Source organism: Pseudomonas sp. GXZC, assembly GCF_026967615.1.
GTDB classification, from domain to species: domain Bacteria; phylum Pseudomonadota; class Gammaproteobacteria; order Pseudomonadales; family Pseudomonadaceae; genus Aquipseudomonas; species Aquipseudomonas azotoformans_A.
This window is the reverse complement of record NZ_CP114115.1, coordinates 516,673-539,893: the sequence shown is the minus strand read 5'-3', so window position 1 is coordinate 539,893 and position 23,221 is coordinate 516,673. Positions and strand designations below refer to the sequence as shown.

Here is a 23,221-nt window from a genome sequence, read left to right as displayed (position 1 = left end):
GGAGCAAGCTCCCTCGCCACATATACCAGCCATACTGGACGACTTGCGCCATGACTAAATTTCCCACCGCTGTAAACCTGCACAAAACCTCCAACACCCTCGGCCTCACCTACGGGCCCGACGAGGTGTACCAACTCCCGGCCGAACTGCTGCGCACCCACTCGCCTTCCGCCGAGGTCCAGGGGCACGGCAAACCCATCCTGCAATTCGGCAAGCTCAATGTGCGGTTGATCAAGATCGAACCGGCCGGCCAGTACGCACTGAAATTGACCTTCGACGACGGTCATGACAGCGGACTGTTCACCTGGGACTACCTCTACCAACTCGCCGTGCGCCAAGACGCGTTGTGGGTCGATTATCTGGCCGAACTCAAAGCCGCCGGCAAAACCCGCGATCCGGATCAGTCGGTCGTACGGCTGATGCTCTAGCACAGGCCTCTTGCTCTTTAGAGGGCATTTTCTAATTTCATCTGCTTGAATGCCCTGTCGCGTGACCAACGATTGGTCCGCTTGCGAAAAAAATTAAACTCGGGTAACCAATGGAGCTGGCAAGTTCCCTGCATTTGACGATGCGGTATCAACGGTCACCCGAGTCGCAGTACCAGGCTTGTGTTGTGTATCGAAACTGGGTGCGCAGCGGTCCCCGGTACTCGTCTTTCGGACAATGGAGCGTCGTAGATGAGTAACAAGAACAACGATGACTTGAAACGCCAGGCCTCGGAAAACACCCTGGGGCTCAACCCGATCATCGCGTTACGTAAAAAGGATTTACTCGCCTCGGCGAAGATGGTGCTGACGCAAGCCATCAAACAACCGTTGCACAGCGTCAAGCACGTCGCGCATTTTGGCGTCGAGTTGAAGAACGTGATGTTCGGCAAATCCGCGTTGGTGCCCGAGAACGACGACCGTCGTTTCCAGGACCCGGCCTGGAGCCAGAACCCGCTCTACAAACGCTACCTGCAAACCTACCTGGCGTGGCGCAAGGAACTGCACGACTGGATCGGCGACAGCAACCTGTCGGAACAGGACATCAGCCGCGGCCACTTCGTGATCAACCTGATGACCGAAGCCATGGCCCCCACTAACAGCGCGGCCAACCCGGCGGCGGTCAAACGTTTCTTTGAAACCGGCGGCAAGAGCCTGCTCGATGGCCTGTCCCACCTGGCCAAGGACATGGTGCACAACGGCGGCATGCCGAGCCAGGTCAACATGGGCGCCTTTGAAGTGGGCAAGACCCTGGGCACGACCGAAGGCGCCGTGGTGTTTCGCAACGACGTGCTGGAGCTGATCCAGTACAAGCCGATCACCGAACAGGTGCACGAACGCCCGCTACTAGTGGTGCCGCCGCAGATCAACAAGTTCTATGTATTCGACCTGAGCCCGGAGAAGAGCCTGGCGCGCTTCTGCCTGCGCAATAACCAGCAAACTTTTATCGTCAGCTGGCGTAACCCGACCAAGGCCCAGCGCGAGTGGGGCCTGTCGACCTATATCGAGGCGCTCAAGGAAGCGGTGGATGTGGTCACGGCGATTACCGGCAGCAAAGATGTGAACATGCTCGGCGCCTGCTCCGGCGGCATCACCTGCACCGCCCTGCTCGGCCATTACGCGGCGCTGGGAGAGAAAAAGGTCAACGCCCTGACCCTGCTGGTGAGCGTGCTGGACACCACGCTGGACACCCAGGTGGCACTGTTTGTCGACGAACAGACTCTGGAGGCGGCCAAGCGCCACTCCTACCAGGCCGGCGTGCTGGAAGGCCGCGACATGGCCAAGGTGTTTGCCTGGATGCGGCCCAACGACCTGATCTGGAACTACTGGGTCAACAACTACCTGCTGGGCAACGAACCGCCGGTGTTCGACATCCTGTTCTGGAACAACGACACCACGCGGTTGCCGGCGGCATTCCACGGTGACCTGATCGAGCTGTTCAAGAACAACCCACTGGTGCGCGCCAACGCACTGGAAGTGTGCGGTACGCCCATCGACCTCAAGCAGGTCACTGCCGATATCTATTCCCTGGCTGGCACCAACGACCACATTACGCCGTGGCAGTCGTGCTACAAGTCGGCGCAGCTGTTTGGCGGCAAGGTGGAGTTCGTGCTGTCCAGCAGCGGGCATATCCAAAGCATCCTCAACCCGCCGGGCAACCCCAAGGCGCGCTACCAGACCAGCGACAGCCTGACGGCGAAGCCGCTGGAATGGCAGGAGAATGCCACCAAGCACACCGATTCGTGGTGGCTGCATTGGCAAGCCTGGCAGGCGGAACGGGCGGGCAAGTTGAAGAAAGCGCCTACAAGCCTGGGTAACAAAACCTATGCGGCGGCCGAAGCGGCGCCGGGCACTTATGTACACGAACGATAATCCTCACCCGTAGGGTAAGCCCATGCCGCAACCGTTCATCTTCCGCACCATCGACCTGGATGGCCAGACCATCCGCACGGCGGTGCGCCCGGGCAAGCCTCACTTGACGCCGTTGCTGATCTTCAATGGCATCGGCGCCAACCTTGAGTTGGTGTTTCCGTTCGTCCAGGCACTAGACCCGGACCTGGAAGTGATCGCGTTCGATGTGCCCGGCGTGGGCGGTTCCTCCACACCCAATCGACCGTACCGTTTCCCAGGCCTGGCCAAACTCACCGCACGCATGCTCGATTACCTGGACTATGGCCAGGTGAACGCGGTGGGCGTGTCTTGGGGCGGCGCGTTGGCGCAGCAGTTTGCCTACGACTACCCGGAGCGCTGCAAGAAGCTGATTCTGGCGGCCACGGCGGCGGGTGCGGTGATGGTGCCGGGCAAGCCGAAAGTGTTGTGGTTGATGGCCAGCCCGCGCCGTTACATCCAACCGTCCCATGTGGTGCGCATCGCGCCGATGATCTACGGCGGCTCGTTCCGCCGCGATTCCAAGCTCGCCGCCGAGCATGCCAGCAAAGTGCGCTCGGCCGGTAAGTTGGGTTACTACTGGCAGCTATTCGCCGGGTTGGGCTGGACCAGCATCCACTGGCTGCACAAGATCCGCCAACCCACCCTGGTGCTGGCGGGGGACGATGACCCGCTGATCCCGCTGATCAACATGCGCATGCTGGCCTGGCGCATCCCCAATGCACAGTTGCACATCATCGATGACGGCCACCTGTTCCTGATCACCCGGGCGGAAGCCGTGGCGCCGATCATCATGAAATTTCTCGAAGAGGAGCGCATGCGCGCGGTGATCCATCCGCGACCGGCCGTGTAAGGACCGCACCGCCGCGCAACTTGCCAGGAACCGGCTATGGTTCTGAATTGGCGTGCCTGTTTGATGGCTTGACGAAGGAGTGTTGGCTCATGCGAGAAAGACCCGTGACGAACCCGGCGCCCACCCCTGCCGCGTTCATCAATGCGCAAAATGCAATCACCGGCCTGCGCGGTCGGGACCTGCTGTCGACCCTGCGCAGCGTGGCCGCCCATGGCTTGCGCAACCCGGTGCATACCGCTCGCCATGCCTGGGCGTTGAGCGGTCAACTGGGCCGCGTGCTGCTCGGTGAAACCGTGCACGAACCCAACCCCAACGACGGCCGCTTCACCGACCCCACCTGGAAACTCAACCCACTGTACCGGCGCAGCCTGCAAGCCTATCTGAGCTGGCAGAAGCAGACCCGTCACTGGATCGATGACAGCAACCTGAGCGCCGATGACCGCGCCCGAGCGCATTTTGCTTTCTCGTTGATCAACGATGCGGTCTCCCCTTCCAACACCCTGCTCAACCCGCTGGCGATCAAGGAACTGCTCAATTCCGGCGGCAACAGCGTGGTGCGCGGTGTGACCAACCTGTTCGAAGACCTGCTGCACAACAATGGCCTGCCGCGCCAGGTGAGCAAGCACGCCTTCGAGGTGGGCAAGTCGGTCGCCACCACCCCAGGCTCGGTGGTGTTTCGCAATGAGCTGCTGGAGCTGATCCAGTACAAACCCATGAGCGAAAAGCAGTACGCCAAGCCGCTGTTGATCGTGCCGCCGCAAATCAACAAGTACTACATTTTCGACTTGAGCCCCGCCAACAGCTTTGTGCAGTACGCCCTCAAGAATGGCCTGCAGACCTTTATGGTCAGCTGGCGCAATCCGGATGTGCGGCATCGCGAATGGGGCCTGTCCACCTACGTCGCTGCGCTGGAAGAAGCGCTCAACGTGTGCCGCGCGATCACCGGCGCCCGTGAGGTCAACCTGATGGGCGCCTGCGCCGGTGGCCTGACCATCGCCGCGCTGCAAGGCCACTTGCAAGCCAAGCGCCAGTTGCGCCGCATCTCCAGCGCCAGCTACCTGGTGAGCCTGCTGGACAGCCAGATCGACAGCCCCGCCACCCTGTTCGCCGACGAGCAGACCCTGGAAGCCGCCAAGCGCCGCTCCTATCAGCAAGGCGTGCTGGACGGCCGCGACATGGCCAAGGTGTTCGCCTGGATGCGCCCCAATGACCTGATCTGGAACTACTGGATCAACAACTACCTGCTGGGCAAGGAACCGCCGGCCTTCGACATCCTGTACTGGAACAACGACAACACACGCCTGCCCGCCGCGCTGCACGGCGACCTGCTGGACTTTTTCAAGCACAACCCGCTGAGTCATCCCGGCGGCCTGGAAGTGTGCGGCACGCCGATCGACTTGCAGAAGGTCACGGTGGACAGCTTCAGTGTGGCGGGCATCAACGACCACATCACGCCGTGGGACGCGGTGTATCGATCCACCCAATTGCTGGGCGGCGAGCGGCGCTTCGTGCTGTCAAACAGCGGGCATATCCAGAGCATTCTCAACCCGCCGGGCAACCCCAAGGCCAACTACGTCGAGAACCCCAAGCTGAGCAGCGACCCGCGCGCCTGGTACTACGACGCCAACCACGTCGAAGGCAGTTGGTGGCCGCAATGGTTGGAGTGGATCCAGCAGCGCTCCGGCGTGCAACGGGAAACCCTCACCGCCCTGGGCAACCAGAATTACCCACCGATGGAAGCGGCGCCCGGCACCTATGTGCGGGTGCGCTGAGCTCAACGATCACATTAAGAAGACTGGATGAAGACCCGCGACCGTATCCTTGAATGTGCCCTGCAGTTGTTCAACCAGAAGGGCGAGCCGAATGTGTCGACCATGGAGGTGGCCAATGAAATGGGGATCAGCCCCGGCAACCTCTACTACCACTTCCATGGCAAGGAACCGTTGGTGCTCGGGTTGTTCGAGCGTTTCCAGAATGAGTTGGCGCCCCTGCTCGACCCTCCGGCGGACGCGCAACTGGAAGCCGAGGATTACTGGCTGTTCCTGCACCTGATCGTCGAGCGTATGGCGCATTACCGGTTCTTGTTCCAGGACTTGTCGAACCTGGCGGGGCGTCTGCCAAAGCTGGCCAAGGGCATTCGCAACCTGCTGACGGCGCTCAAACGGACCTTGGCGTCTCTGCTGGCGCGGCTCAAGGCCGCCGGGCAATTGGTCAGCGACACCCAGGCGCTGGGGCAACTGGTTGAGCAAATCACCCTGACCTTGCTGTTCTCCCTGGATTACCAGCGGATTCTCGATCGCGAAGGTGAGGTGCAAGTGGTGATCTACCAGATCATGATGCTGGTGGCGCCCCATCTGCAGTCCCCGGCACGACAGGCCACGGAACAATGGGCGTCGCGGTATCTGGACAATCCGATTTAAAGACTCATTAAAATCAATCAGGTCGACCAAACTGCTTAGTGAACATGAAAAGTTCACTGTCGGTCCTGATCCCCAGTTTTCGATAAGCCGATTGTTTTTGTGTACTGATGGTACTTGCACTGCGCGAAAACTTCGCCGCAATTGAATTCACGGACATGCCATCCAAAAAACAACGCAATACTTCCTGTTCTTTGGGCGTTAAAGATCCACTTAATCGCAACGGCATAGCCGTTTCAAGTTTCGACTCGATAGTCATCTGCCGCAAAGCAGACTCCCCCTCCTGCAATACCGACAACATGCCGCGTTGCAGGTAAATCCGCCCTTGGGCGACGGTTCGAATAGCCACGACCAATTCCGTGAGCTGTTGGGTCTTGCCCAGCACCCCCAGGCTTCCAGCCTTCAACGCCAGCGTGACCCTTGCACGTGTGCAGTGCGACGACACCACGAGCACCTTGCAGCGCTTAAAGCGCCGGCTCAGCATCTGGATCAGGCTGAGGCCATCGATGTCCGACGGCCCCAGCGTAAAGTCCATCACCACCACATCCGCAGGTCGCTGTGTGAGCGCATCCAGTAAGGCCCTGGACGTGCTGAATGAGCCGATGACATCCAGATCGGTCTCTATGCGCAGGCCCAGTTCGATCCCCTGTCGAACCATCTCGTGATCATCCAACAACATGATGGTGTGCATATCGGCCACCAGAAAGTTCGCCAAAGTAGGTACAACTTAGTTCAAATACGCTCCTTGCACGAACAGGGTATAGCGCAGCTTTTTTCATGATTCAACATAGAAAAAACAACTCGACCCGCCCTTACAACTTAACCCTACACATATGCCTTACACCTAATTCTTACAGACGCAGACCCATACAATTGTTTTAATTAATATTTTGGACTTCGAACAATTACTAGATAAATCTCGTTACATCTCTATAGGCATCGTTAACGTTCCCAGCCAAATTAGAGCTCCCCGCAATTCGGTAAAAAAACGAAACAAATTACCGATGCAGCACTTCACTGTGCGGCGGGTTACGCAAATAACTCACGATTGGGAGCACTATGAAAGTCAACGTTTTCTCCACCCTTGCCGCAGCACTTGCCTTGGCTGCGGCCGTTTCGCAACCGGCACACGCCGCCAATGACGGAACCATCAATTTCACCGGGCTGGTGAACGATACGACCTGCACCATCGAGGGCGCAGCGCCGGGCACCGGTGCCGTGGTCAAAGACGTCAACCTCGGCGGTGTGTCTGCCGCACGCCTGGCGAAGCCGGGTGATCGCGCCAACCTCACCGGTTTCACCATTCGCATTGGCGCGCCTGGCGAAGGCGGCTGCACCAACGGCCGCACCGCGATGATTGCATTCGACCCCACCAGCCCGGCCATTGATGTGGCGACCGGGCGCTTGAACATCGACGGCCACGATGACCCGTCCGACACCACCAACGCCAAGAACGTCCAGGTTGAAGTGACGAACCGTAACGGCTCGCCGATCAACGTCTACACCGAAAAATCCGAAGGCGTGGTGATCGCCGACAACCAGGCGGTCATCCCACTGGCCGCGCAGATGTACGCCAGCGGTGCCGCGACTGAAGGCACGGTCAAGACGCGCGTCGGCTTCATGGTCGTGTACGACAACTAAACCGCAAGCGGGCCTGCAGTTGCCAGGCAGGCCCATCCGCCTGATTCGTAGAGAACATTGAGCATGAAAAAGCTGGTCTGCCTCGCGCTTGCCACCTGGGGTATCGCAGGGTTACTGCTACACGCATTTCCCGCCCAGGCTGGGGTCATTATCTATGGCACCCGCGTGATCTACCCCGCCGATCAGCAGGAAGTGGTCGTGCGCCTGGAAAACAAAGGTGACCGCCCGGCCCTGGTACAAACCTGGCTGGACAGGGGCGACATCCGCTCCACACCAGCCACGGCGCAGACACCGTTTACCCTTTCGCCACCGATCTTCCGCATCGAGCCGCACCAGCAACAGGCGCTGCGCCTGCGCTATTCCGGGGAGGGCGCGGCCGCCGACCGCGAAAGCCTGTACTGGCTGAACGTGCTGGAAGTCCCACCGCTGACCGCCGGTGCCGAACAGAACAACCAGATCGAATTGGCCTTTCGCACCCGCTTGCGGGTGTTTCTGCGACCGCAGACATTGCCGTACTCGGTGGGCAGCGCGGCGTCCAAGCTGCAATGGAAACTGGTTGCCCACCACCAGGGCTATGCCCTGCAAGCGACCAACCCCACGCCGTACCATGTTTCCCTGAGTTCAGTGGTCTTGGTGAGCGAAGGAAGGCGTTTCGGCAAAGCCGCCAACAAGGAAGCCAACGACAGCCTGATGATGCCGGCCGGCGACGTGAAAGTATTCGCGCTGCCGTCGCTGCGCGAACGCCCTAACGGTGCGCTCAAGGTCGAATTCACCGCCGTCAGCGACTTCGGCGCCCGCGTGCGCCACTCGGCAGACCTTACACCTCCAGTTGCCGGGTAACAGACCATGAACGCCGTTTTCGCTTCACACCTGTCGGCACGCCTCATCGCGCTGACCTTTGCACTGCTGAGCGCCGCCGCGCAGGCCAGCGTGATCATCAGCAGCACCCGGATCATCTACCCACAGGACGACAAGGAGGTGACGGTCAGGCTGGAAAGCAAGAACCAGGCGCCCGTGCTGATCCAGGTCTGGCTCGACGGCGGTGACGAACACTCCACCCCGGATCGGGCCACGGTGCCGTTTATCGCCACGCCGCCGATCTTTCGTATGGAACCGGGCAAGCAACAGGTCGTGCGCCTGGCGTATACGGGTGACAGCCTGCCGACGGAACGAGAAAGCCTGTTCTGGTTCAACCTGCTGGAGGTGCCCGCGCATTCCCAGGAGGCCAATCAGCTGCAACTGGCCTTCCGTTCGCGGATCAAGCTGTTTTTCCGGCCACCGAACCTGCCGTATGGCGTCGACGCCGCGCCCGGAAAACTGCAATGGCGGCGTGAGTCGACCGAGCACGGCCAGGCCTTGGAAGTCTATAACCCCACGCCCTATCACGTGACGTTCGAGCAGGTCGACGTGCTGGACGCTCAGAAGCGTCATGCACGCAAGCCCTCGGCTTCTGGTGCCGGGAACATGGTGCCGCCTGGCGGTCGCACCCGCTTTGAACTGCCCAGCCTCAAAAAACCGCCGGGCAGCGCCGCCACCGTGGAGTTCCAGACGCTCGACGACTACGGGGTGCGCAGCACCCACAGCAGCCCGCTCTCGACATGACCCACACGGCCAGTCTGGCCAACGACTGACCTCACTGCACACGTTCGTCTGATGCCCATTTCCCGGGGCAGGGTTTTGCTTTGCCCGAATTCAGACAGCGCCCACTTTTTGGAAAGGGTACACATGAGTCTGAACATCCACGCCAGCCCGAACAGCTGGCTCCTTGCACGTCATCGTTTGACGCTGATGACGCGCTGCCTCTGGCTGCTGAGCAGCGCCTACGCCGTGGGCGCCCAAGGTGCCGAGAACGTCGGGTTCAACCCCGCCTTCTTTCCGGATGGCGTGGGCGGCCAGCAGGTCGATATCGCCAAGTTCAGCCAGGGCAACGTGGTGCTGCCCGGCAGTTACCGCACCGACGTTTATCTGAATGGCCAGTGGATTGGCCGTGAAACCCTGACGTTCGTCGCAGTCAAGGGCCGGGACGCTGCACAAATGTGCCTGGAGCGCGACGCCGTGCTCAGGTTTGGCATCGACTTGGAGGCGCCGCACAATCAACCCGCCGAAGCCGGTCAGGCGCCTATTCCCGCATTCGCCCCCTGCGAAGACATTGCAACCTACCTGCCAGGCAGCACCGCTCAATTCGACTCGGGCGAAAACCGCCTGACGTTGCAGGTCCCACAGATCTACCTGGCGCGCAAAGCCCGAGGGTATGTCGACCCCAAACACTGGGACGGCGGGGTCGATGCGGCGTTTGTGCGCTACAACGCCAACACCTTCACGACGCGTACGAATGGTCGCTCCATCGACTCTCATTACTTGGGCCTGAACACCGGGCTCAACCTGGGTGACTGGCACTGGCGCCACAACGGCAGCTTCAGCCAGACCGATGCCGTCGCGGGCTACCAGAGCAGTAGCACCTATGTGCAGCGCGAATTGAGCCCGTTGCGATCACAGCTGATGGTTGGCGAGATCTATACCCCAGGCCAGTTGTTCGACAGCGTGCGCCTGCGCGGTGCCAGCCTGTTCAGCGATGATCGGATGCTGCCGGATTCCCAGACCGGCTTTGCCCCGGTCGTGCGCGGCATCGCCGAAACCAACGCGCGGGTCACCGTGCGTCAGCGCGGTGTGTTGCTGGATGAAGTGTCGGTCGCACCTGGCCCGTTCGTGCTCAACGACTTGTTTGCCACCGGCTATGGCGGTGACTTGACCGTCACAGTGACCGAGGCCGATGGCCGTCAGCGTGAATTCATCGTGCCGTTCGCCGCCAACGCCAACTTGTTGCGCACCGGCCACAGCCGCTATTCGCTGAGCGCCGGCCTGCTCGACGAAATCGGCCTGCGTCATCCCCCAAGGCTGATGCAAGCCACTTACCAGCACGGCCTCAGCAACCTGCTGACCGGCTACACCGGGGCGGTGGCGGGTGACGACTATCTGTCGCAGCTATTGGGGGCGGCGTTCAACACACCGTATGGTGCACTGTCCCTTGACCTGACCCACTCGAACGCAGCGCTGCCCGGCCACGGTGCTCGCCAAGGGCAAAGCCTGCAGTTGCGCTACAGCAAGAACTTCACCGACACCGGCACCCACTTTGCCCTCGGCGCCTACCGCTACTCCACGCAGGGCTTTCTGAGCGTCGCTGACGCTGCACGGGTTCGCGACCTCGCCATCGACGGCAACAACCTGGATAACGTCTCGCGCCTGCGCGACAGGATGGACATCAGCCTCAACCAAGGCCTGGCGAACGGCACGGTCTACCTGACCGGCTCTTCGCAAAACTACTGGAACCGCAGCAGCGGCAACCTGACCTTCACCACCGGCTACAGCGGCAGTTGGAAGGGCTTGCACTACACCGTCAGTGCCCAGCGCACCAAGGACCTGCTGAGTGATCGGGTCGACAAACAAGTGGAACTGACCCTGAGCCTGCCGCTGGGCAGCGACGCTCGCGCACCCACCCTGACCACCACCGCCTATCGCGGCGATCAAAGCAGCGGTGAGCGGATGAACCTCGGCGGCACCCTGGGCGAACGCAGCCAATTCAGCTACGGCGTAGGCGGCAGCCGCACGCAGGGCAGCGGCAACTCGGTGACTGCCGACATGAAATACCAGGCCAGCCACGGCGTGCTGTCCGCAGGTTTCGGGCAGAGCGACGCCTACCGGGCAACCTCCCTGGGCATGACTGGCGGCATCGTCGCCCACGCCGATGGCGTGATTTTCGCCCCGGAACTGGGCGACACCCTTGGCATCGTCCAGGCGCCTGACGCGCAGGGTGCGCGGATCAATGGCAACCACGGCGCCCAGGTCGGCAAGCGCGGGTATGCCGTGGTGCCCCACCTCACGCCCTATCGCCAGAACGTGGTCGAGTTGGACCCCAAGGACCTGTCCGTCGACGTAGAGCTCAAGACCGCCGCGCAAAACGTCGCACCCCGTGCGGGCGCGGTGGTGAAGCTGCAATTCGACACGGTCAGCGGCCAGGCGATCTTGATCACGGCCCTGCGCGAGGACGGTAGCTCGCTGCCGTTCGGTTCGGATGTGTTCGATGAAGAGGGCGCCAGCGTGGGCATTGTCGGGCAAGGCGGTAAAGCCTTTGTGCGCGTCTCTCGCCCGCAGGGGCAGTTGAAGGTCAAGTGGGGGGCCAATGCTTCTTGCCGGTTGCAATACGGCGTGGGTCCGCAGCGGGGGCCGGAGGGCGGCAACCGATTGCGCCATCTGGACGCAGGCACTTGCCAAGCCGCTGCCAACGGTTGACCAGGCGCGCTCAAACGCTCTACTTCTTACTACGGGACTGAAGATGAAACACTCCACCAAATTCGTTTTAACAGTGTTGAGCCTGCCGCTGACCGCCCAAGCGTATTGTGATCGGTATCCAGACTCGACGCTGACTCTCAATCTGCCGTCGACCATCACGGTGCCGGACAGCCTGCCCGACGGAAGCCTCATCACCAGCCAGGCATTCAGCGGTCCTTCTCCGTCCTTCGTCGCCAATTGCCCTGTGGCTGTGCGCCGATGGTATGTCGGGCGATACCCGGACCAGCGATACCCAGGCTCCAACATTTACCGCACCGAGGTCCCCGGTATTGGCGTACGCATTTCCATGACGTGGGCCGACGGGGTCAACGAAGCGTTCTTCGCCATTCACACCCAGCCGCCCCAGCAGGTGTACGGCAAGATCCCCAGCTACACCTCTGCGACGGCGCACTTTTACAAAATGGGGCCTGTCACAGACGGAACGATCCCGGCCGGAAACCTCTGGGAGCACCGCTGGATACACACCCCAGAGGTTTACCGCCTTGACCTTGGCAACGCGGTGCGCTTTGTCAGGCCTGCCGCCACCTGCGACCTGGCCGCCGGTGACGTCAACCGCACGATCACGCTCCCCACGATACAAGCCAGCGCCTTGAAGGACGTTGTCTACGCGGGCGTACATGACTTCGAGCTGACCGCCCAGTGCAGCGATGCGGCCAACGTCACCTTCCGCTTCAGCGGTACCCCGGCGCCGGGCAACCCCCTGCTCTTCGACAACACCGGCACTGCCGGCGGCGTAGACCTGTGGCTGTACTCACGCCTCAACGGCGTGCCCCAGACCATCAGCGCCAACGAGGAACGCACCGTGGCGGTGTCCGGCGACCGCGCGGTCTTGCCACTCAGCGCCGCTTATCACAAAAACGGCACGGTCAGCCAAGGCTCCCTGGCCAGTACCACCACCGTCAACATCACCTACAACTGAAACCTGAGGAAAACCCGATGTACCTACGCAGCATTCCCCTTCTGTTGGCAATGACCGGCGGCCTCGCCAGCTTCAGCGCCCAGGCCGCGACAACCGGCACCTTGACCTTTGCCGGGCAGGTCGACGCCGGCACCTGTAACCTGGCCGCCGGCGACGAGAACCGCACCATTACCTTGCCAACCATCAAGATTTCCGACCTGGACGCGACCCCCTCCGCCGGGCAGCTCGATTTCGAGGTCTCCGCCGAATGTGAATCCGATATCCGCAACGTGATCTTCCTGTTTACCGGCACGCCCTCAGCGGGCAATGGCGAGTTATTTGCCAGTACCGGTGGCTCGAAAGGCACCGCGCTGTTACTGGCACATCGCGCACCCGCGCTTTCAACCATCCCGGCCAATGGCACCCCTGACCAGCGCAGCAGAACAGTTGCCACCAGCGGCAACAAAGCTGTCCTTGCGCTTGCAGCGGCTTACCATAAAACCGGCGAAGCCATCACTCAAGGCAGCTTGGCCAGCGCTGTGACCGTGTCTATCACCTACAACTGATACAGACGCAAAAAAAATGCCCGGCCTTTGCAGGCCGGGCATTTTTTGTGTCCTGGGAAAAATCAGGACTGACTGGATGGCGTCGGGGTTGCCGGCGTTGCAGTCGGGGTCACAGCAGCAGGGGTCGGTGCGGACACCGAGTTGGCTGTGGAAGCGGTCGGCGCCGTAGCAGGCTTGGCCGCAACAGCAGGCTTGGGTGCTGCTGGTTTTTTTGCTACCGCTGGCTTCTTCGCGGCGGCTGGTTTTGCCGCTGGCTTGGCTGCAGCAGGCTTGGCAGCCGGTTTCACGGCGGCCGGCTTGGCTGCGGGTTTTGCAGCGGCGGTTTTGGCCGCAGGCTTGGCGGCTGGTTTAGCGGCGGCCTTGGCTGCAGGTTTGGCGACTGGCTTGGCAGCAGCTTTAGCGGCAACTGGTTTAGCGGCAGGCTTGGCGGCCGGTTTGGCAGCGGCGGTTTTTGCCGCTGGCTTGGCGGCTGGTTTAGCCGCCGCTTTGACGGGAGCCTTGGCAGCGGGTTTGGCAGCCGGCTTGGCGGCCGCTTTTACCAGAGGCTTGGCGGCAGTTTTCGCAGCCGGTTTGGCCGCTGCGGTTTTAGCCGCAGGCTTGGCAGCCGGTTTTGCAGCAGCCGTTTTCGCGGGAGCCACTTTAGCGCCGGTCAGTTTTTCGATTTGCTTGGTCAGGGTATCGACCTTGCTGTGCAGCGTCTTCAGCTCTGCCTTGCTTGGCACGCCCAGTCGCGAAATGGCACTGTTGAGGCGCTTGTCGAAAGTTTCTTCCAACTTGCCCCACGTGTCAGAAATGCTCGACTTGGCGGAGCCGGCAGTTGCCTTGGCGGCTTCAACTTTTTTACCAACCGTGGTTTTGGTCAACTTCTCGGCCTTCTCGCCGTCCTTGACCAAAGTCTCGAAGTATTTGCCGCCGTCACTGCTAACCTTCGAGTACACGCCTAAACCAGCAAGCCAGATCTTACGGGAATATTTTTCAACTTCCCCGACCCACGAGCTGCCTTCTTTCTGAGTAGTCTTTTTAACAGCCATCCCGATGTCTCCTTAGTGTTTACGCGCGACACGTTCTAGCAATGTCGTCAGCTCTTCGAGCTTAGCAGAGAGTGTCTCAACGTCATGTTTAGACGCAATGCCGATTCGATTCAAGGCACTGGCAACGCGAGTATCAAAAGCTTTTTCAACTTTATCCAGCTGAACTTCTACCAGACCTTTGACGGAGGAGACATTACTCTTTACTTGGTCAATCTGACTGTTGGCGGCCTCAAGTTGTTCAACTGCAACTTTTTTACCTTTACTTTCAACATGTTGACCGATCTTAACCAGCTCTTTGAAGTACTCGCTGCCTTCGCTTCCAACCTTGGCGTAAGCACCAAGTCCTGCCAGCCAGATCTTGCGGGCGTAGGATTTAACCTCGCTCAGGGTAGTGGTCTGGGCGTCGATTTTTTTCTTCAGGATAACTTTGGCCATGGTGCACCTCACGCAGATTAGGGGGGAGGAACGGCCCGCAGGAGTTGAGGGCTTGGGCACAAAGTAGGCTGGAAAATTAGAATCGGCACCCTAAGAACAGACGGATCACACCAAGGCTTTATCCAGGGCTTTTTCGATTTCGGACTTGATGGTGCCACTCATGGCCGACATCAACAGGCCCAGTTCCACATCGATGCGCAACGAATCTTCAGTGACTAATACCGTGCCCTTAACCCCCGAACGCTTGAGGTTCAAGGTATCGCCGGACCACGACGGCTCCAGGCCATATTGCTCTTTGAGTTTGTGCGCCAACTTGTCGGCCTTCGCCCGCGCGCCCTCTTTACCCAGGGAATGTGTGCGCTCAACGGTTATACGGGCCATTGCAATGACTCCTCTTTATAGGGACGTGAATACCTTCGATGCGGCAAAAGGTCTCGGTGACCACCCATCTTACCTGCAGCCTTGCCAAGACAAAGCAGGCCTTGGGGATTATCATGTCCCGCATTCTCTTTTGGTGACAGCGATATGACTGATCAGCGCAAAGGCAGCGATGCCGAACCCACCACTCACTTCGGCTTCAAGAACGTCCCGGAAAGCCAGAAAGCGGAAAAAGTCGCTGAGGTGTTCCACTCCGTCGCGGCCAAGTACGACCTGATGAACGACGTGCTGTCGGGCGGCATGCACCGCCTGTGGAAGCGCTTCACCATCGAGTTGTCGGGTGTTCGCCCTGGCAACCGTGTGCTGGACATCGCCGGCGGCACGGGCGACCTGGCGGCCAAGTTCTCCAAGCTGGTGGGCCCGACTGGCCAAGTGGTACTGGCCGACATCAACAGCTCGATGCTCAAGGTTGGGCGCGATCGCCTGCTGGATAAAGGCGTAGCCGGCAATATCGAGTTCGTCCAGGCCGACGCCGAGAAGCTGCCGTTCCCGGACAACCACTTCGACTGCGTGACCATCGCCTTCGGCCTGCGCAACGTCACCCACAAGGAAGACGCGATCCGCTCCATGCTGCGCGTGCTCAAGCCGGGTGGGCGTTTGCTGGTGCTGGAGTTCTCCAAGCCGACCAACGCGGTGATGTCCAAGGTCTACGACACTTACTCGTTCGCCTTCATGCCGCTGGTGGGCAAGCTGGTGCTCAACGACCCGGACAGCTATCGCTACCTGGCCGAATCAATCCGCATGCACCCCGACCAGGAAACCCTGAAGTCGATGATGGTAGAAGCCGGTTTCGACCGCGTGACATACCACAACATGACCTCGGGTATCGTCGCCCTGCACCGCGGCATCAAGCCCTGATGCTGCTCGCCGGTCTTCTCGCCAGCGTTGAGCACGGTCTCAACCGTGTGCTGCGCCTGGACAGCACCGCCCTGGCGCGGCTTGCGCACCTCAATGGCAAAGTGATTGCCGTCGACTGCCGCAGCCCCGCCTTGCAGCTGTTTATCCTGCCCAGCGATGAAGGCCTGATGCTCGCGACCCAATGGGCCGCTGAAGCCGACTGCACCCTGCGTGCGCCGGCGTCGAGCCTGTTGCACCTGGCCCTGAGCCGCAACAAGACCGCCATCCTGCACAGCGCCGAAGTGGAGCTGGAAGGCGACAGCTCGGTGCTGATGGACCTGGCTGCCGTGCTGCAGGACCTGGAACTGGACTGGGAATACGAGCTGTCACGCTGGATCGGCCCCGTCGCCACCCAGTTGATCAGCGGGCACCTGCGAAGCCGTTCGCGCTGGTATCAGCAAGGGTTCGCCAGCCTCAACCAGAACCTCGCCGAATACCTGAGCGAAGAATCGCGCACCCTGGTCGGAGAACGGGAAGCGCAAGCGCGCTTTCGTGAACTCGACAAGGCCAAAATCGACCTGGAACGCCTTGAGGCCCGCTTCGAGCGCCTGAGCCGTTCCCTTGATCCAAGCGATAACGCATGAAGCTGCTCGCCGTCCGCCGTTTGTTTCGTATCCAGCGCGTCGTAATCCGCTACCAACTCGATGACCTGCTGTTCGCCCTGCCCCTGCCGTGGTTCCTGCTGGCGGTGCGCTATGTGCTGCCGTGGCGCTGGTTCCCGCGCAAAAAGCTGGAGCTCAGCCGTGGCGCGCGCCTGCGCCTGGCCTTGCAGGACCTGGGGCCGATCTTCATCAAGTTCGGGCAGATCCTCTCGACCCGCCGCGACTTGCTGCCTGAAGACATCGCCGACGAACTGATGCTGCTGCAGGACCGCGTGCCGCCGTTCGACTCCCAACAGTCGATGGCGCTGATCGAAGAACAATTGGGCAAGAAGATCAGCGAAGTCTTCAGCCGCTTTGACGTCGAGCCTCTCGCCTCGGCCTCCGTGGCCCAAGTGCACGCAGCGCAGCTCAAGACCGGCGAAGAAGTGGTGGTTAAGGTGATCCGCCCCGGCCTCAAGCCGATCATCGGCCAGGACCTGGCGTGGCTGTTCATCCTCGCCCGCGCCGCCGAGCGTTTCTCGGCCGATGCGCGCCTGCTGCACCCGGTGGACGTGGTCGCCGACTACGAAAAAACCATCTACGACGAACTCGACCTGCTGCGCGAAGCCGCCAATGCCAGCCAGCTCAAGCGCAACTTCGAAGGCTCGCCCCTGCTGTACGTGCCGCAAGTGTATTGGGACTGGTGCCGCCCGAAAGTGCTGGTGATGGAGCGTATCTACGGCGTGCAGGTCACCGACCTCGCAACCCTGGCCGACCAGCGCACCGACATGAAGATGCTTGCCGAGCGCGGCGTCGAGATCTTCTTCACCCAGGTGTTCCGCGACAGTTTCTTCCACGCCGACATGCACCCCGGCAACATCTTCGTCAGCACCGTGAACCCGTGGAGCCCGCAGTACATTGCGATCGACTGCGGCATCGTCGGCAGCCTGACCCCGGAAGACCAGGACTACCTGGCGCGCAACCTGTTCGCCTTCTTCAAGCGCGACTACCGCCGCGTGGCGCAGTTGCACATTGATTCCGGCTGGGTGCCGGCAGAAACCAAGCTCAACGAATTCGAAGCGGCGATCCGCACCGTGTGCGAGCCAATCTTTGAAAAACCGTTAAAAGATATTTCCTTCGGCCAGGTGTTGATGCGTCTGTTCCAGACCGCGCGGCGCTTCAACATGGAAGTGCAGCCGCAGTTGGTATTGCTGCAAAAGACCCTGCTGAACATCGAAGGCCTGGGCCGCCAGTTGTATCCTGACCTTGACCTGTGGAACACCGCCCAGCCGTTCCTCGAACGCTGGATGCGCGAGCGCATGAGCCCGAAAACCGTGCTGGGCAACCTGCATAGCCAGATGGAACAACTGCCGCACCTGGCCAACATGACCCGCGACCTGCTGGAGCGCATGTCCCAGCCCCACGCCAAGGACCCGGCGCCGCCCTGGAAGCAGCGCAAGGACGACTGGTTCCTGCGCCTGCTGGGCGCTGCGCACCTGGTCGGCGGGGTGATGCTGGCCATCGGTGGCCCGCTGAACCAATTGGGCCACTGGCCGGCTGGCATCATGGTCGCCGTGGGTGTTTATCTGATCGTGCGTCGATAGCCAATCCGGTTATACACTGTCGCAAATTGCCGGAGCCGAACATGAAAGACTGGCTGGACGAGATCAAGTGGGACAGTGACGGCCTGGTGCCGGCCATTGCCCAGGACTACAAGACCGGGCGCGTGCTGATGATGGCCTGGATGAACCGCGAGGCCCTGAGCCTCACCGCCACTGAGCAGCGCGCCATCTACTGGTCACGCTCGCGTGGCAAACTGTGGCGCAAGGGCGAAGAGTCCGGGCACGTGCAGACCCTGCACGAGATGCGCATAGACTGCGACGCCGACGTGGTAATCCTCAAGGTCGAGCAGATCGGCGACATCGCCTGCCACACCGGCCGCCACAGCTGCTTCTATCGCGTTTTCGAGAATGGCGAATGGAAGGTTGTGGAGCCGGTGCTCAAAGACCCCGACGCCATTTACTCGGCAGGACACTAGACATGAGCGATACCCTGAACCGCGTGGCCCAGGTGCTGGAAGACCGCAAAGGCGCGGACGCCGACAGTTCCTACGTCGCCAGCCTGTACCACAAGGGCTTGAACAAGATCCTGGAAAAGCTCGGCGAAGAATCCGTCGAGACCATCATTGCAGCCAAGGACGCGCAAATCAGCGGTGATTACAGCGATGTAATCTACGAGACCGCTGACTTGTGGTTCCATAGCCTGGTCATGCTTGCCCAACTGGGGCAGCATCCGCAGGCTGTGCTGGATGAACTGGACCGACGCTTCGGCTTGTCCGGGCATGCCGAGAAAGCCTCGCGCCCGTCGGCCTGAATAAACAAGACTAGAGGATTTGCAGCATGGGCATTTTTGACTGGAAACACTGGATCGTCATTCTGGTGGTGGTGGTACTGGTATTCGGCACCAAGAAACTCAAGAACCTGGGCACCGACGTGGGCGAATCGATCAAGGGCTTCCGTAAAGCCATGAACGACGACGAGAAACCGGCCGACCCGGCTGTAAATCCGGTGCCTCCGGCGCAGCCTGTGCACCCGCAGGCCACCCAGCCGATCACCGAGCGTCGCACCTTCGACGTGCAGGCTGAGAAAGTCGAAGAGCCGACCCGCAAAGACTCGTGAGCACTGACTAATGTTTGGTATCAGCTTCTCTGAACTGCTGCTCGTCGGCCTCGTGGCCCTGCTGGTACTGGGGCCGGAACGCCTGCCCGGTGCAGCACGCACGGCCGGCCTGTGGATCGGGCGCCTGAAACGCAGTTTCAACGCCATCAAACAGGAAGTTGAACGGGAAATCGGCGCGGACGAGATCCGCCGGCAACTGCACAACGAGCACATCCTGTCGTTGGAGCAGGAGGCCCGCAAGATTCTGTCGCCGGTGCAGGAGCCCGCCAAACCGGCGGAGCCTGTGGCTGAAAACAGCATTGCACCGGTTGCCGAAGCCGCCCCCGTGGCACCGATCGCGCCCACCGAGCCTGCGCCGACGCCCACCGCGTCGCCCGCGCCCCATGACCCTACATTGCCGCCGCGAGCCCCATGAGCGCTGATAAACCGGAAAACGACCAGCATATGCCGCTGGTCTCGCACCTCACCGAGCTGCGTACCCGCCTGCTGCGTTGCGTAGCGGCCATCTTCATCATCTTTGCCGGGTTGTTCGCCTTTACCCAGCAGATCTACACCTTCGTCTCCACGCCGCTGCGCCAGTACCTGCCGGCCGGTGCGACGATGATCGCCACCGACGTGTCGTCGCCGTTCCTCACGCCGTTGAAGCTGACCATGATGGTCTCGCTGTTCCTGGCGATCCCGGTGATCCTGCACCAGATCTGGGGCTTTATCGCGCCGGGCCTGTACAAGCATGAGAAGCGCATCGCCGTGCCGCTGCTGGTGTCGAGCATCCTGCTGTTCTACACCGGCATGGCGTTCGCCTACTTCCTGGTGTTCCCGCTGATCTTCAAGTTCTTCGCCGCCGCCACCCCGGCCGGCGTGGAAATGATGACCGACATCACCAGCTACCTCGACTTTGTGATGACGCTGTTCTTCGCCTTTGGCGTGGCCTTCGAAATCCCGGTGGCCGTGGTGCTGCTGGTATGGATCGGCGTGGTCAACGTGGCGTACCTGAAGAAGATCCGCCCGTACGTGATCATCGGCTGCTTCGTGGTCGGCATGATCCTTACGCCACCGGACATCTTCTCCCAGACCCTGCTGGCCGTGCCGATGTGGATGCTGTTCGAGATCGGCATTCTGTTCAGCGGCTTGATCAGCAAGCGCGGCGAACACCCGGATGACCAGCCCGACGACGACCAGCCGCCAGCGACCCAGCCGTGAACCTGCTGCTCCTCGAAGAGGCCGACTTCATCGCGGCCGACCGTGTGGTGCTGCGTGATCGACGCCTGGTGCACATGCAGGAAGTCCACCGCGCCGCCGTCGGCGACAGCCTACGCGTCGGCCGCATCGGCGGGCAGATGGGCAATGCCCAGCTGCTGCGCCTGGAAACGGCTGAAGCCGAGCTGCACGTCAGCTTCGACCAGCCGCCGCCGGCCAAACTGCCGCTGACCCTGCTGCTGGCGCTGCCGCGCCCGAAGATGCTGCGTCGGGTGCTGCAGACCGTAGCCGCCATGGGCGTGCCCAAGGTAGTGCTGCTCAACAGCTACCGCGTCGAAAAAAGCTTCTGGCAAACCCCATTCCTGGAACACGAAGCGATTCGCGAGCAACTGATCCTCGGCCTGGAACAGGCACGAGACACGATCCTGCCCGAGATCATCATCGAAAAACGCTTCAAACCCTTCGTCGAAGACCGCCTCCCGGCCATGACCGCAGGCACCCTGGGCCTTATCGGCCATCCCGGTGATTACCCGGCCTGCCCACGCGGGCTGGACGAGCCGGTAACCCTGGCGATCGGCCCGGAAGGTGGCTGGATTCCTTACGAAGTAGATTTGCTCAGCAAAGCGGGCTTACAGCCTGTGCAGCTCGGCGCACGCATCCTGCGCGTCGAAACCGCCGTCACCGCCCTACTCGCCCGCTTGTTCTAACCCCGCTTACTCCGGATGGATGGGCTTTTTGTGGTGAGCAGGTTTGCCCCGCTCACCACACAAACCCTCTCCGACATTCGACCTTGTTCCTACAGAACTCACCTACGCTGCCGATAAGCTCTTAATAAGTCCAAGCCTTGTTTCAGGGGAGTTCGCAGCATGTATCGTTGGTTAGCCGAAAAGCTGGGGAATGTAAGCGTCAATCGCAAGCTGGGCGTAGGCTTTGGCTTGGTGTTGATCCTGACGCTGTTGATCACCTTCACCGGCTGGACCGGCCTGGGCGACGTGATCAATCGCGGTGACAAGCTGGGCTATATCTCCAGCCTCAACGGCCTGACCAAGGACCTGCGCCTGGCGCGCCTGGACTTCGAAATGCGTCGCGGCGAACAAGGCACTGACGCCGTCAACAACTTGATCACCAAACTGGACAGTGGCCTGAAAACCGCCGCCGACCTGATCGAGCAACCCGACGACAAGGCCCTGGTGGAACAGCAACAAGACGCCCTGAACCAATACAAAAAAGCCTTTGCCGCCATGGTCCAGGCTGGGCTGAAGCGCGAAGGTGCCCGCAGCAAACTGGGCGACACCGCCGACAACGCCGTGGCGAAGATCAGCGAGGTCGAAAAAAGCCTGCTGCAAGGCGACAGCGTCACCCAGTTCAACAGCGTGGTCGACCTGAGCAAGCTGATTCAGCAAGCGCGTTTCCAGGTGCGCGGCTACACCTACAGCGCCAAGGTCGAGGCTGAACAGCCGGCCCTCGATGCCATAGATAACGCCATCAAGAAGATCACCGAACTGGAAGGCCAACTGCCCGCGCAGTACCAGGCCAACCTGCAGCAGGCCAGCACCTCGCTGCAGGCCTACCGCGCGGCCGTAAGCCAGTACCGAGACTCCCAGACCGCCGCCGCCGAGGCGCTGAAAATCATGAGCGCCCAGGGCGACCTCCTGCAGGCCCACAGCGAAAAACTCACCACCTCGCAAACTATGGTGCGCGACACCGACGCCGCGCAGGCCAAACAACTCTTGCTGCTGGCGACCGTGCTGGCGTTGATCTTCGGCCTGGTGGCCGCCTGGGCGATCACGCGCCAGATCGTCATCCCGCTGAACCAGACCCTCAAGGTGGCCGAGCGCGTCGCCTCTGGTGACCTGAGCCACAACCTGACCTCCACCCGTCAGGACGAACTGGGCCAGTTGCAACGCGCCATGCAAAGCATGACCGTCGGCCTGCGCGAGCTGATCGGTGGTATCAGCGACGGTGTCACCCAGATCGCCAGCGCCGCCGAGCAATTGTCGGCCGTGACCGAACAGACCAGCGCCGGGGTCAACAGCCAGAAGGTCGAGACCGACCAGGTTGCCACCGCCATGAACGAAATGGCCGCGACCGTGCAGGAAGTGGCACGCAACGCCGAGGAGGCCTCTGAAGCCGCCGTAGCGGCTGACCAACAGGCCCGTGAAGGCGACAAGGTGGTCGGCGAAGCCATCGCCCAGATCGAACGCCTGGCCACCGAGGTGGGCAACTCCACGGTCGCCATGGGCGACCTGAAGCGCGAAAGCGACAAGATCGGCAGCGTGCTCGATGTGATCAAGTCCGTGGCCCAGCAAACCAACCTGCTGGCCCTCAACGCGGCGATTGAGGCTGCGCGTGCCGGTGAAGCCGGGCGTGGCTTCGCCGTGGTGGCGGACGAAGTGCGCAGCCTGGCCCAACGTACCCAGAAGTCCACCGAAGAGATCGAAGAGCTGATCGTCGGCCTGCAAAGCGGCACCCAGCAAGTGGCGACCATCATGGACAACAGCCGTGGCTTGACCGACAGCAGCGTCGAACTGACCCGCCGTGCCGGGAGCGCCTTGGCAAGCATCACCCGCACGGTCTCGACCATCCAGGCGATGAACTCACAGATCGCCACGGCCGCCGAGCAACAAAGCGCAGTGGCGGAAGAGATCAACCGCAGCGTGTTGAACGTGCGCGATGTGTCGGAACAGACCTCGTCGGCCAGTGAAGAAACCGCTGCATCCAGTGCCGAGCTGGCCCGCCTGGGCATTTACCTGCAAACGCTGGTGGGGCGTTTCCGGATATAACCCGCAGCTTGTGAAATTTCCTACGCAGTTATCAGCCCAGCATGACCCCGAATCGAATTAGCGTTTGCTCTGTCGCGAAACGCTTTT

At 61.1% G+C, this 23,221-nt stretch carries 25 protein-coding genes and 1 pseudogene; 22 read left to right on the top strand and 4 right to left on the bottom strand.

Annotated features, from left to right (window positions below):
* Positions 1-50: 50 nt before the first annotated feature.
* The 5 genes from OZ428_RS02620 (at position 51) to OZ428_RS02600 (ending at position 5,645) form a co-directional block, all read left to right on the top strand.
* Positions 51-428 (top strand): gamma-butyrobetaine hydroxylase-like domain-containing protein, encoded by a 378-nt coding sequence (locus tag OZ428_RS02620; RefSeq protein WP_038844804.1) that lies wholly within the window; start codon positions 51-53, stop codon positions 426-428.
* A 249-nt stretch (positions 429-677) separates the two neighbouring features.
* Complete coding sequence (gene phaC, locus OZ428_RS02615) at positions 678-2,357, top strand: class II poly(R)-hydroxyalkanoic acid synthase (protein WP_061434981.1); 1,680 nt, start codon at positions 678-680, stop codon at positions 2,355-2,357.
* Between the two features lie 22 nt (positions 2,358-2,379).
* A complete protein-coding gene (phaZ, locus tag OZ428_RS02610) occupies positions 2,380-3,225 on the top strand; it encodes a poly(3-hydroxyalkanoate) depolymerase (RefSeq protein WP_016979176.1) in 846 nt (281 codons plus the stop codon).
* Positions 3,226-3,314: 89 nt separating this feature from the next.
* Positions 3,315-4,997, top strand: coding sequence for a class II poly(R)-hydroxyalkanoic acid synthase (gene phaC / locus OZ428_RS02605; protein ID WP_269132611.1), 1,683 nt, complete (start codon positions 3,315-3,317; stop codon positions 4,995-4,997).
* 27 nt (positions 4,998-5,024) lie between these two features.
* Positions 5,025-5,645, top strand: coding sequence for a TetR/AcrR family transcriptional regulator (locus OZ428_RS02600; RefSeq protein ID WP_269132610.1), 621 nt, complete (start codon positions 5,025-5,027; stop codon positions 5,643-5,645).
* 13 nt (positions 5,646-5,658) lie between these two features.
* Here the strand turns inward: OZ428_RS02600 and OZ428_RS02595 are convergent, their stop codons facing one another.
* Complete coding sequence (locus OZ428_RS02595) at positions 5,659-6,333, bottom strand: response regulator transcription factor (RefSeq protein WP_269132609.1); 675 nt, start codon at positions 6,331-6,333, stop codon at positions 5,659-5,661.
* Between the two features lie 368 nt (positions 6,334-6,701).
* Between OZ428_RS02595 and OZ428_RS02590 the strand changes: the two genes are divergently transcribed.
* The 6 genes from OZ428_RS02590 (at position 6,702) to OZ428_RS02565 (ending at position 13,094) form a co-directional block, all read left to right on the top strand.
* Positions 6,702-7,283, top strand: coding sequence for a fimbrial protein (locus OZ428_RS02590; RefSeq protein WP_269132608.1), 582 nt, complete (start codon positions 6,702-6,704; stop codon positions 7,281-7,283).
* A gap of 63 nt (positions 7,284-7,346) precedes the next feature.
* Positions 7,347-8,123, top strand: coding sequence for a fimbrial biogenesis chaperone (locus tag OZ428_RS02585; protein WP_269132607.1), 777 nt, complete (start codon positions 7,347-7,349; stop codon positions 8,121-8,123).
* 6 nt (positions 8,124-8,129) lie between these two features.
* Complete coding sequence (locus tag OZ428_RS02580) at positions 8,130-8,885, top strand: fimbrial biogenesis chaperone (protein WP_269132606.1); 756 nt, start codon at positions 8,130-8,132, stop codon at positions 8,883-8,885.
* A gap of 123 nt (positions 8,886-9,008) precedes the next feature.
* On the top strand, positions 9,009-11,570 hold the full coding sequence (locus OZ428_RS02575) for a fimbria/pilus outer membrane usher protein (protein WP_269132605.1): 2,562 nt from the start codon (positions 9,009-9,011) through the stop codon (positions 11,568-11,570).
* 43 nt (positions 11,571-11,613) lie between these two features.
* Complete coding sequence (locus OZ428_RS02570; protein WP_269132604.1) at positions 11,614-12,549, top strand: fimbrial protein; 936 nt, start codon at positions 11,614-11,616, stop codon at positions 12,547-12,549.
* A 17-nt stretch (positions 12,550-12,566) separates the two neighbouring features.
* Complete coding sequence (locus OZ428_RS02565) at positions 12,567-13,094, top strand: fimbrial protein (RefSeq protein WP_269132603.1); 528 nt, start codon at positions 12,567-12,569, stop codon at positions 13,092-13,094.
* Between the two features lie 62 nt (positions 13,095-13,156).
* Here the strand turns inward: OZ428_RS02565 and OZ428_RS02560 are convergent, their stop codons facing one another.
* From OZ428_RS02560 to OZ428_RS02550, 3 genes are all read right to left on the bottom strand, one after another.
* Positions 13,157-14,125 (bottom strand): phasin family protein, encoded by a 969-nt coding sequence (locus OZ428_RS02560; protein ID WP_269132602.1) that lies wholly within the window; start codon positions 14,123-14,125, stop codon positions 13,157-13,159.
* Positions 14,126-14,137: 12 nt separating this feature from the next.
* Positions 14,138-14,560, bottom strand: a complete 423-nt coding sequence (locus OZ428_RS02555) for a phasin family protein (protein ID WP_269132601.1) — start codon at positions 14,558-14,560, stop codon at positions 14,138-14,140.
* Between the two features lie 105 nt (positions 14,561-14,665).
* On the bottom strand, positions 14,666-14,941 hold the full coding sequence (locus OZ428_RS02550; RefSeq protein WP_269132600.1) for a polyhydroxyalkanoic acid system family protein: 276 nt from the start codon (positions 14,939-14,941) through the stop codon (positions 14,666-14,668).
* Positions 14,942-15,085: 144 nt separating this feature from the next.
* Between OZ428_RS02550 and ubiE the strand changes: the two genes are divergently transcribed.
* The 11 genes and pseudogenes from ubiE to OZ428_RS34555 all read left to right on the top strand — a co-directional run bounded on the left by ubiE (position 15,086) and on the right by OZ428_RS34555 (position 23,134).
* Positions 15,086-15,856, top strand: coding sequence for a bifunctional demethylmenaquinone methyltransferase/2-methoxy-6-polyprenyl-1,4-benzoquinol methylase UbiE (gene ubiE / locus OZ428_RS02545; RefSeq protein ID WP_016972732.1), 771 nt, complete (start codon positions 15,086-15,088; stop codon positions 15,854-15,856).
* Positions 15,856-16,479: a ubiquinone biosynthesis accessory factor UbiJ gene (locus tag OZ428_RS02540; RefSeq protein ID WP_269132599.1), complete on the top strand. Its 624-nt coding sequence runs from the start codon at positions 15,856-15,858 to the stop codon at positions 16,477-16,479. Before ubiE ends, OZ428_RS02540 begins: the two co-directional genes overlap by 1 nt.
* Entirely contained in the window at positions 16,476-18,080 is a 1,605-nt protein-coding gene (gene ubiB, locus OZ428_RS02535) for a ubiquinone biosynthesis regulatory protein kinase UbiB (protein ID WP_033897736.1), read from the top strand. The genes OZ428_RS02540 and ubiB overlap by 4 nt, the downstream gene beginning before the upstream one ends.
* Before the next feature lie 41 nt (positions 18,081-18,121).
* On the top strand, positions 18,122-18,514 hold the full coding sequence (gene hisI, locus OZ428_RS02530) for a phosphoribosyl-AMP cyclohydrolase (RefSeq protein ID WP_033897735.1): 393 nt from the start codon (positions 18,122-18,124) through the stop codon (positions 18,512-18,514).
* Positions 18,515-18,516: 2 nt separating this feature from the next.
* Positions 18,517-18,849, top strand: coding sequence for a phosphoribosyl-ATP diphosphatase (locus OZ428_RS02525; protein ID WP_003187881.1), 333 nt, complete (start codon positions 18,517-18,519; stop codon positions 18,847-18,849).
* A gap of 26 nt (positions 18,850-18,875) precedes the next feature.
* On the top strand, positions 18,876-19,154 hold the full coding sequence (locus tag OZ428_RS02520) for a twin-arginine translocase TatA/TatE family subunit (RefSeq protein ID WP_016979166.1): 279 nt from the start codon (positions 18,876-18,878) through the stop codon (positions 19,152-19,154).
* 10 nt (positions 19,155-19,164) lie between these two features.
* On the top strand, positions 19,165-19,569 hold the full coding sequence (tatB, locus tag OZ428_RS02515) for a Sec-independent protein translocase protein TatB (protein WP_269132598.1): 405 nt from the start codon (positions 19,165-19,167) through the stop codon (positions 19,567-19,569).
* Positions 19,566-20,354 (top strand): twin-arginine translocase subunit TatC, encoded by a 789-nt coding sequence (gene tatC / locus OZ428_RS02510; RefSeq protein ID WP_010213805.1) that lies wholly within the window; start codon positions 19,566-19,568, stop codon positions 20,352-20,354. The genes tatB and tatC overlap by 4 nt, the downstream gene beginning before the upstream one ends.
* On the top strand, positions 20,351-21,058 hold the full coding sequence (locus tag OZ428_RS02505) for a 16S rRNA (uracil(1498)-N(3))-methyltransferase (protein WP_269132597.1): 708 nt from the start codon (positions 20,351-20,353) through the stop codon (positions 21,056-21,058). The genes tatC and OZ428_RS02505 overlap by 4 nt, the downstream gene beginning before the upstream one ends.
* A 159-nt stretch (positions 21,059-21,217) precedes the next feature.
* A pseudogene (locus OZ428_RS34560) lies at positions 21,218-22,228 on the top strand (methyl-accepting chemotaxis protein); the annotation flags it as partial.
* A gap of 33 nt (positions 22,229-22,261) precedes the next feature.
* Positions 22,262-23,134, top strand: a complete 873-nt coding sequence (locus OZ428_RS34555; RefSeq protein ID WP_371317946.1) for a methyl-accepting chemotaxis protein — start codon at positions 22,262-22,264, stop codon at positions 23,132-23,134.
* Positions 23,135-23,221: the final 87 nt, after the last annotated feature.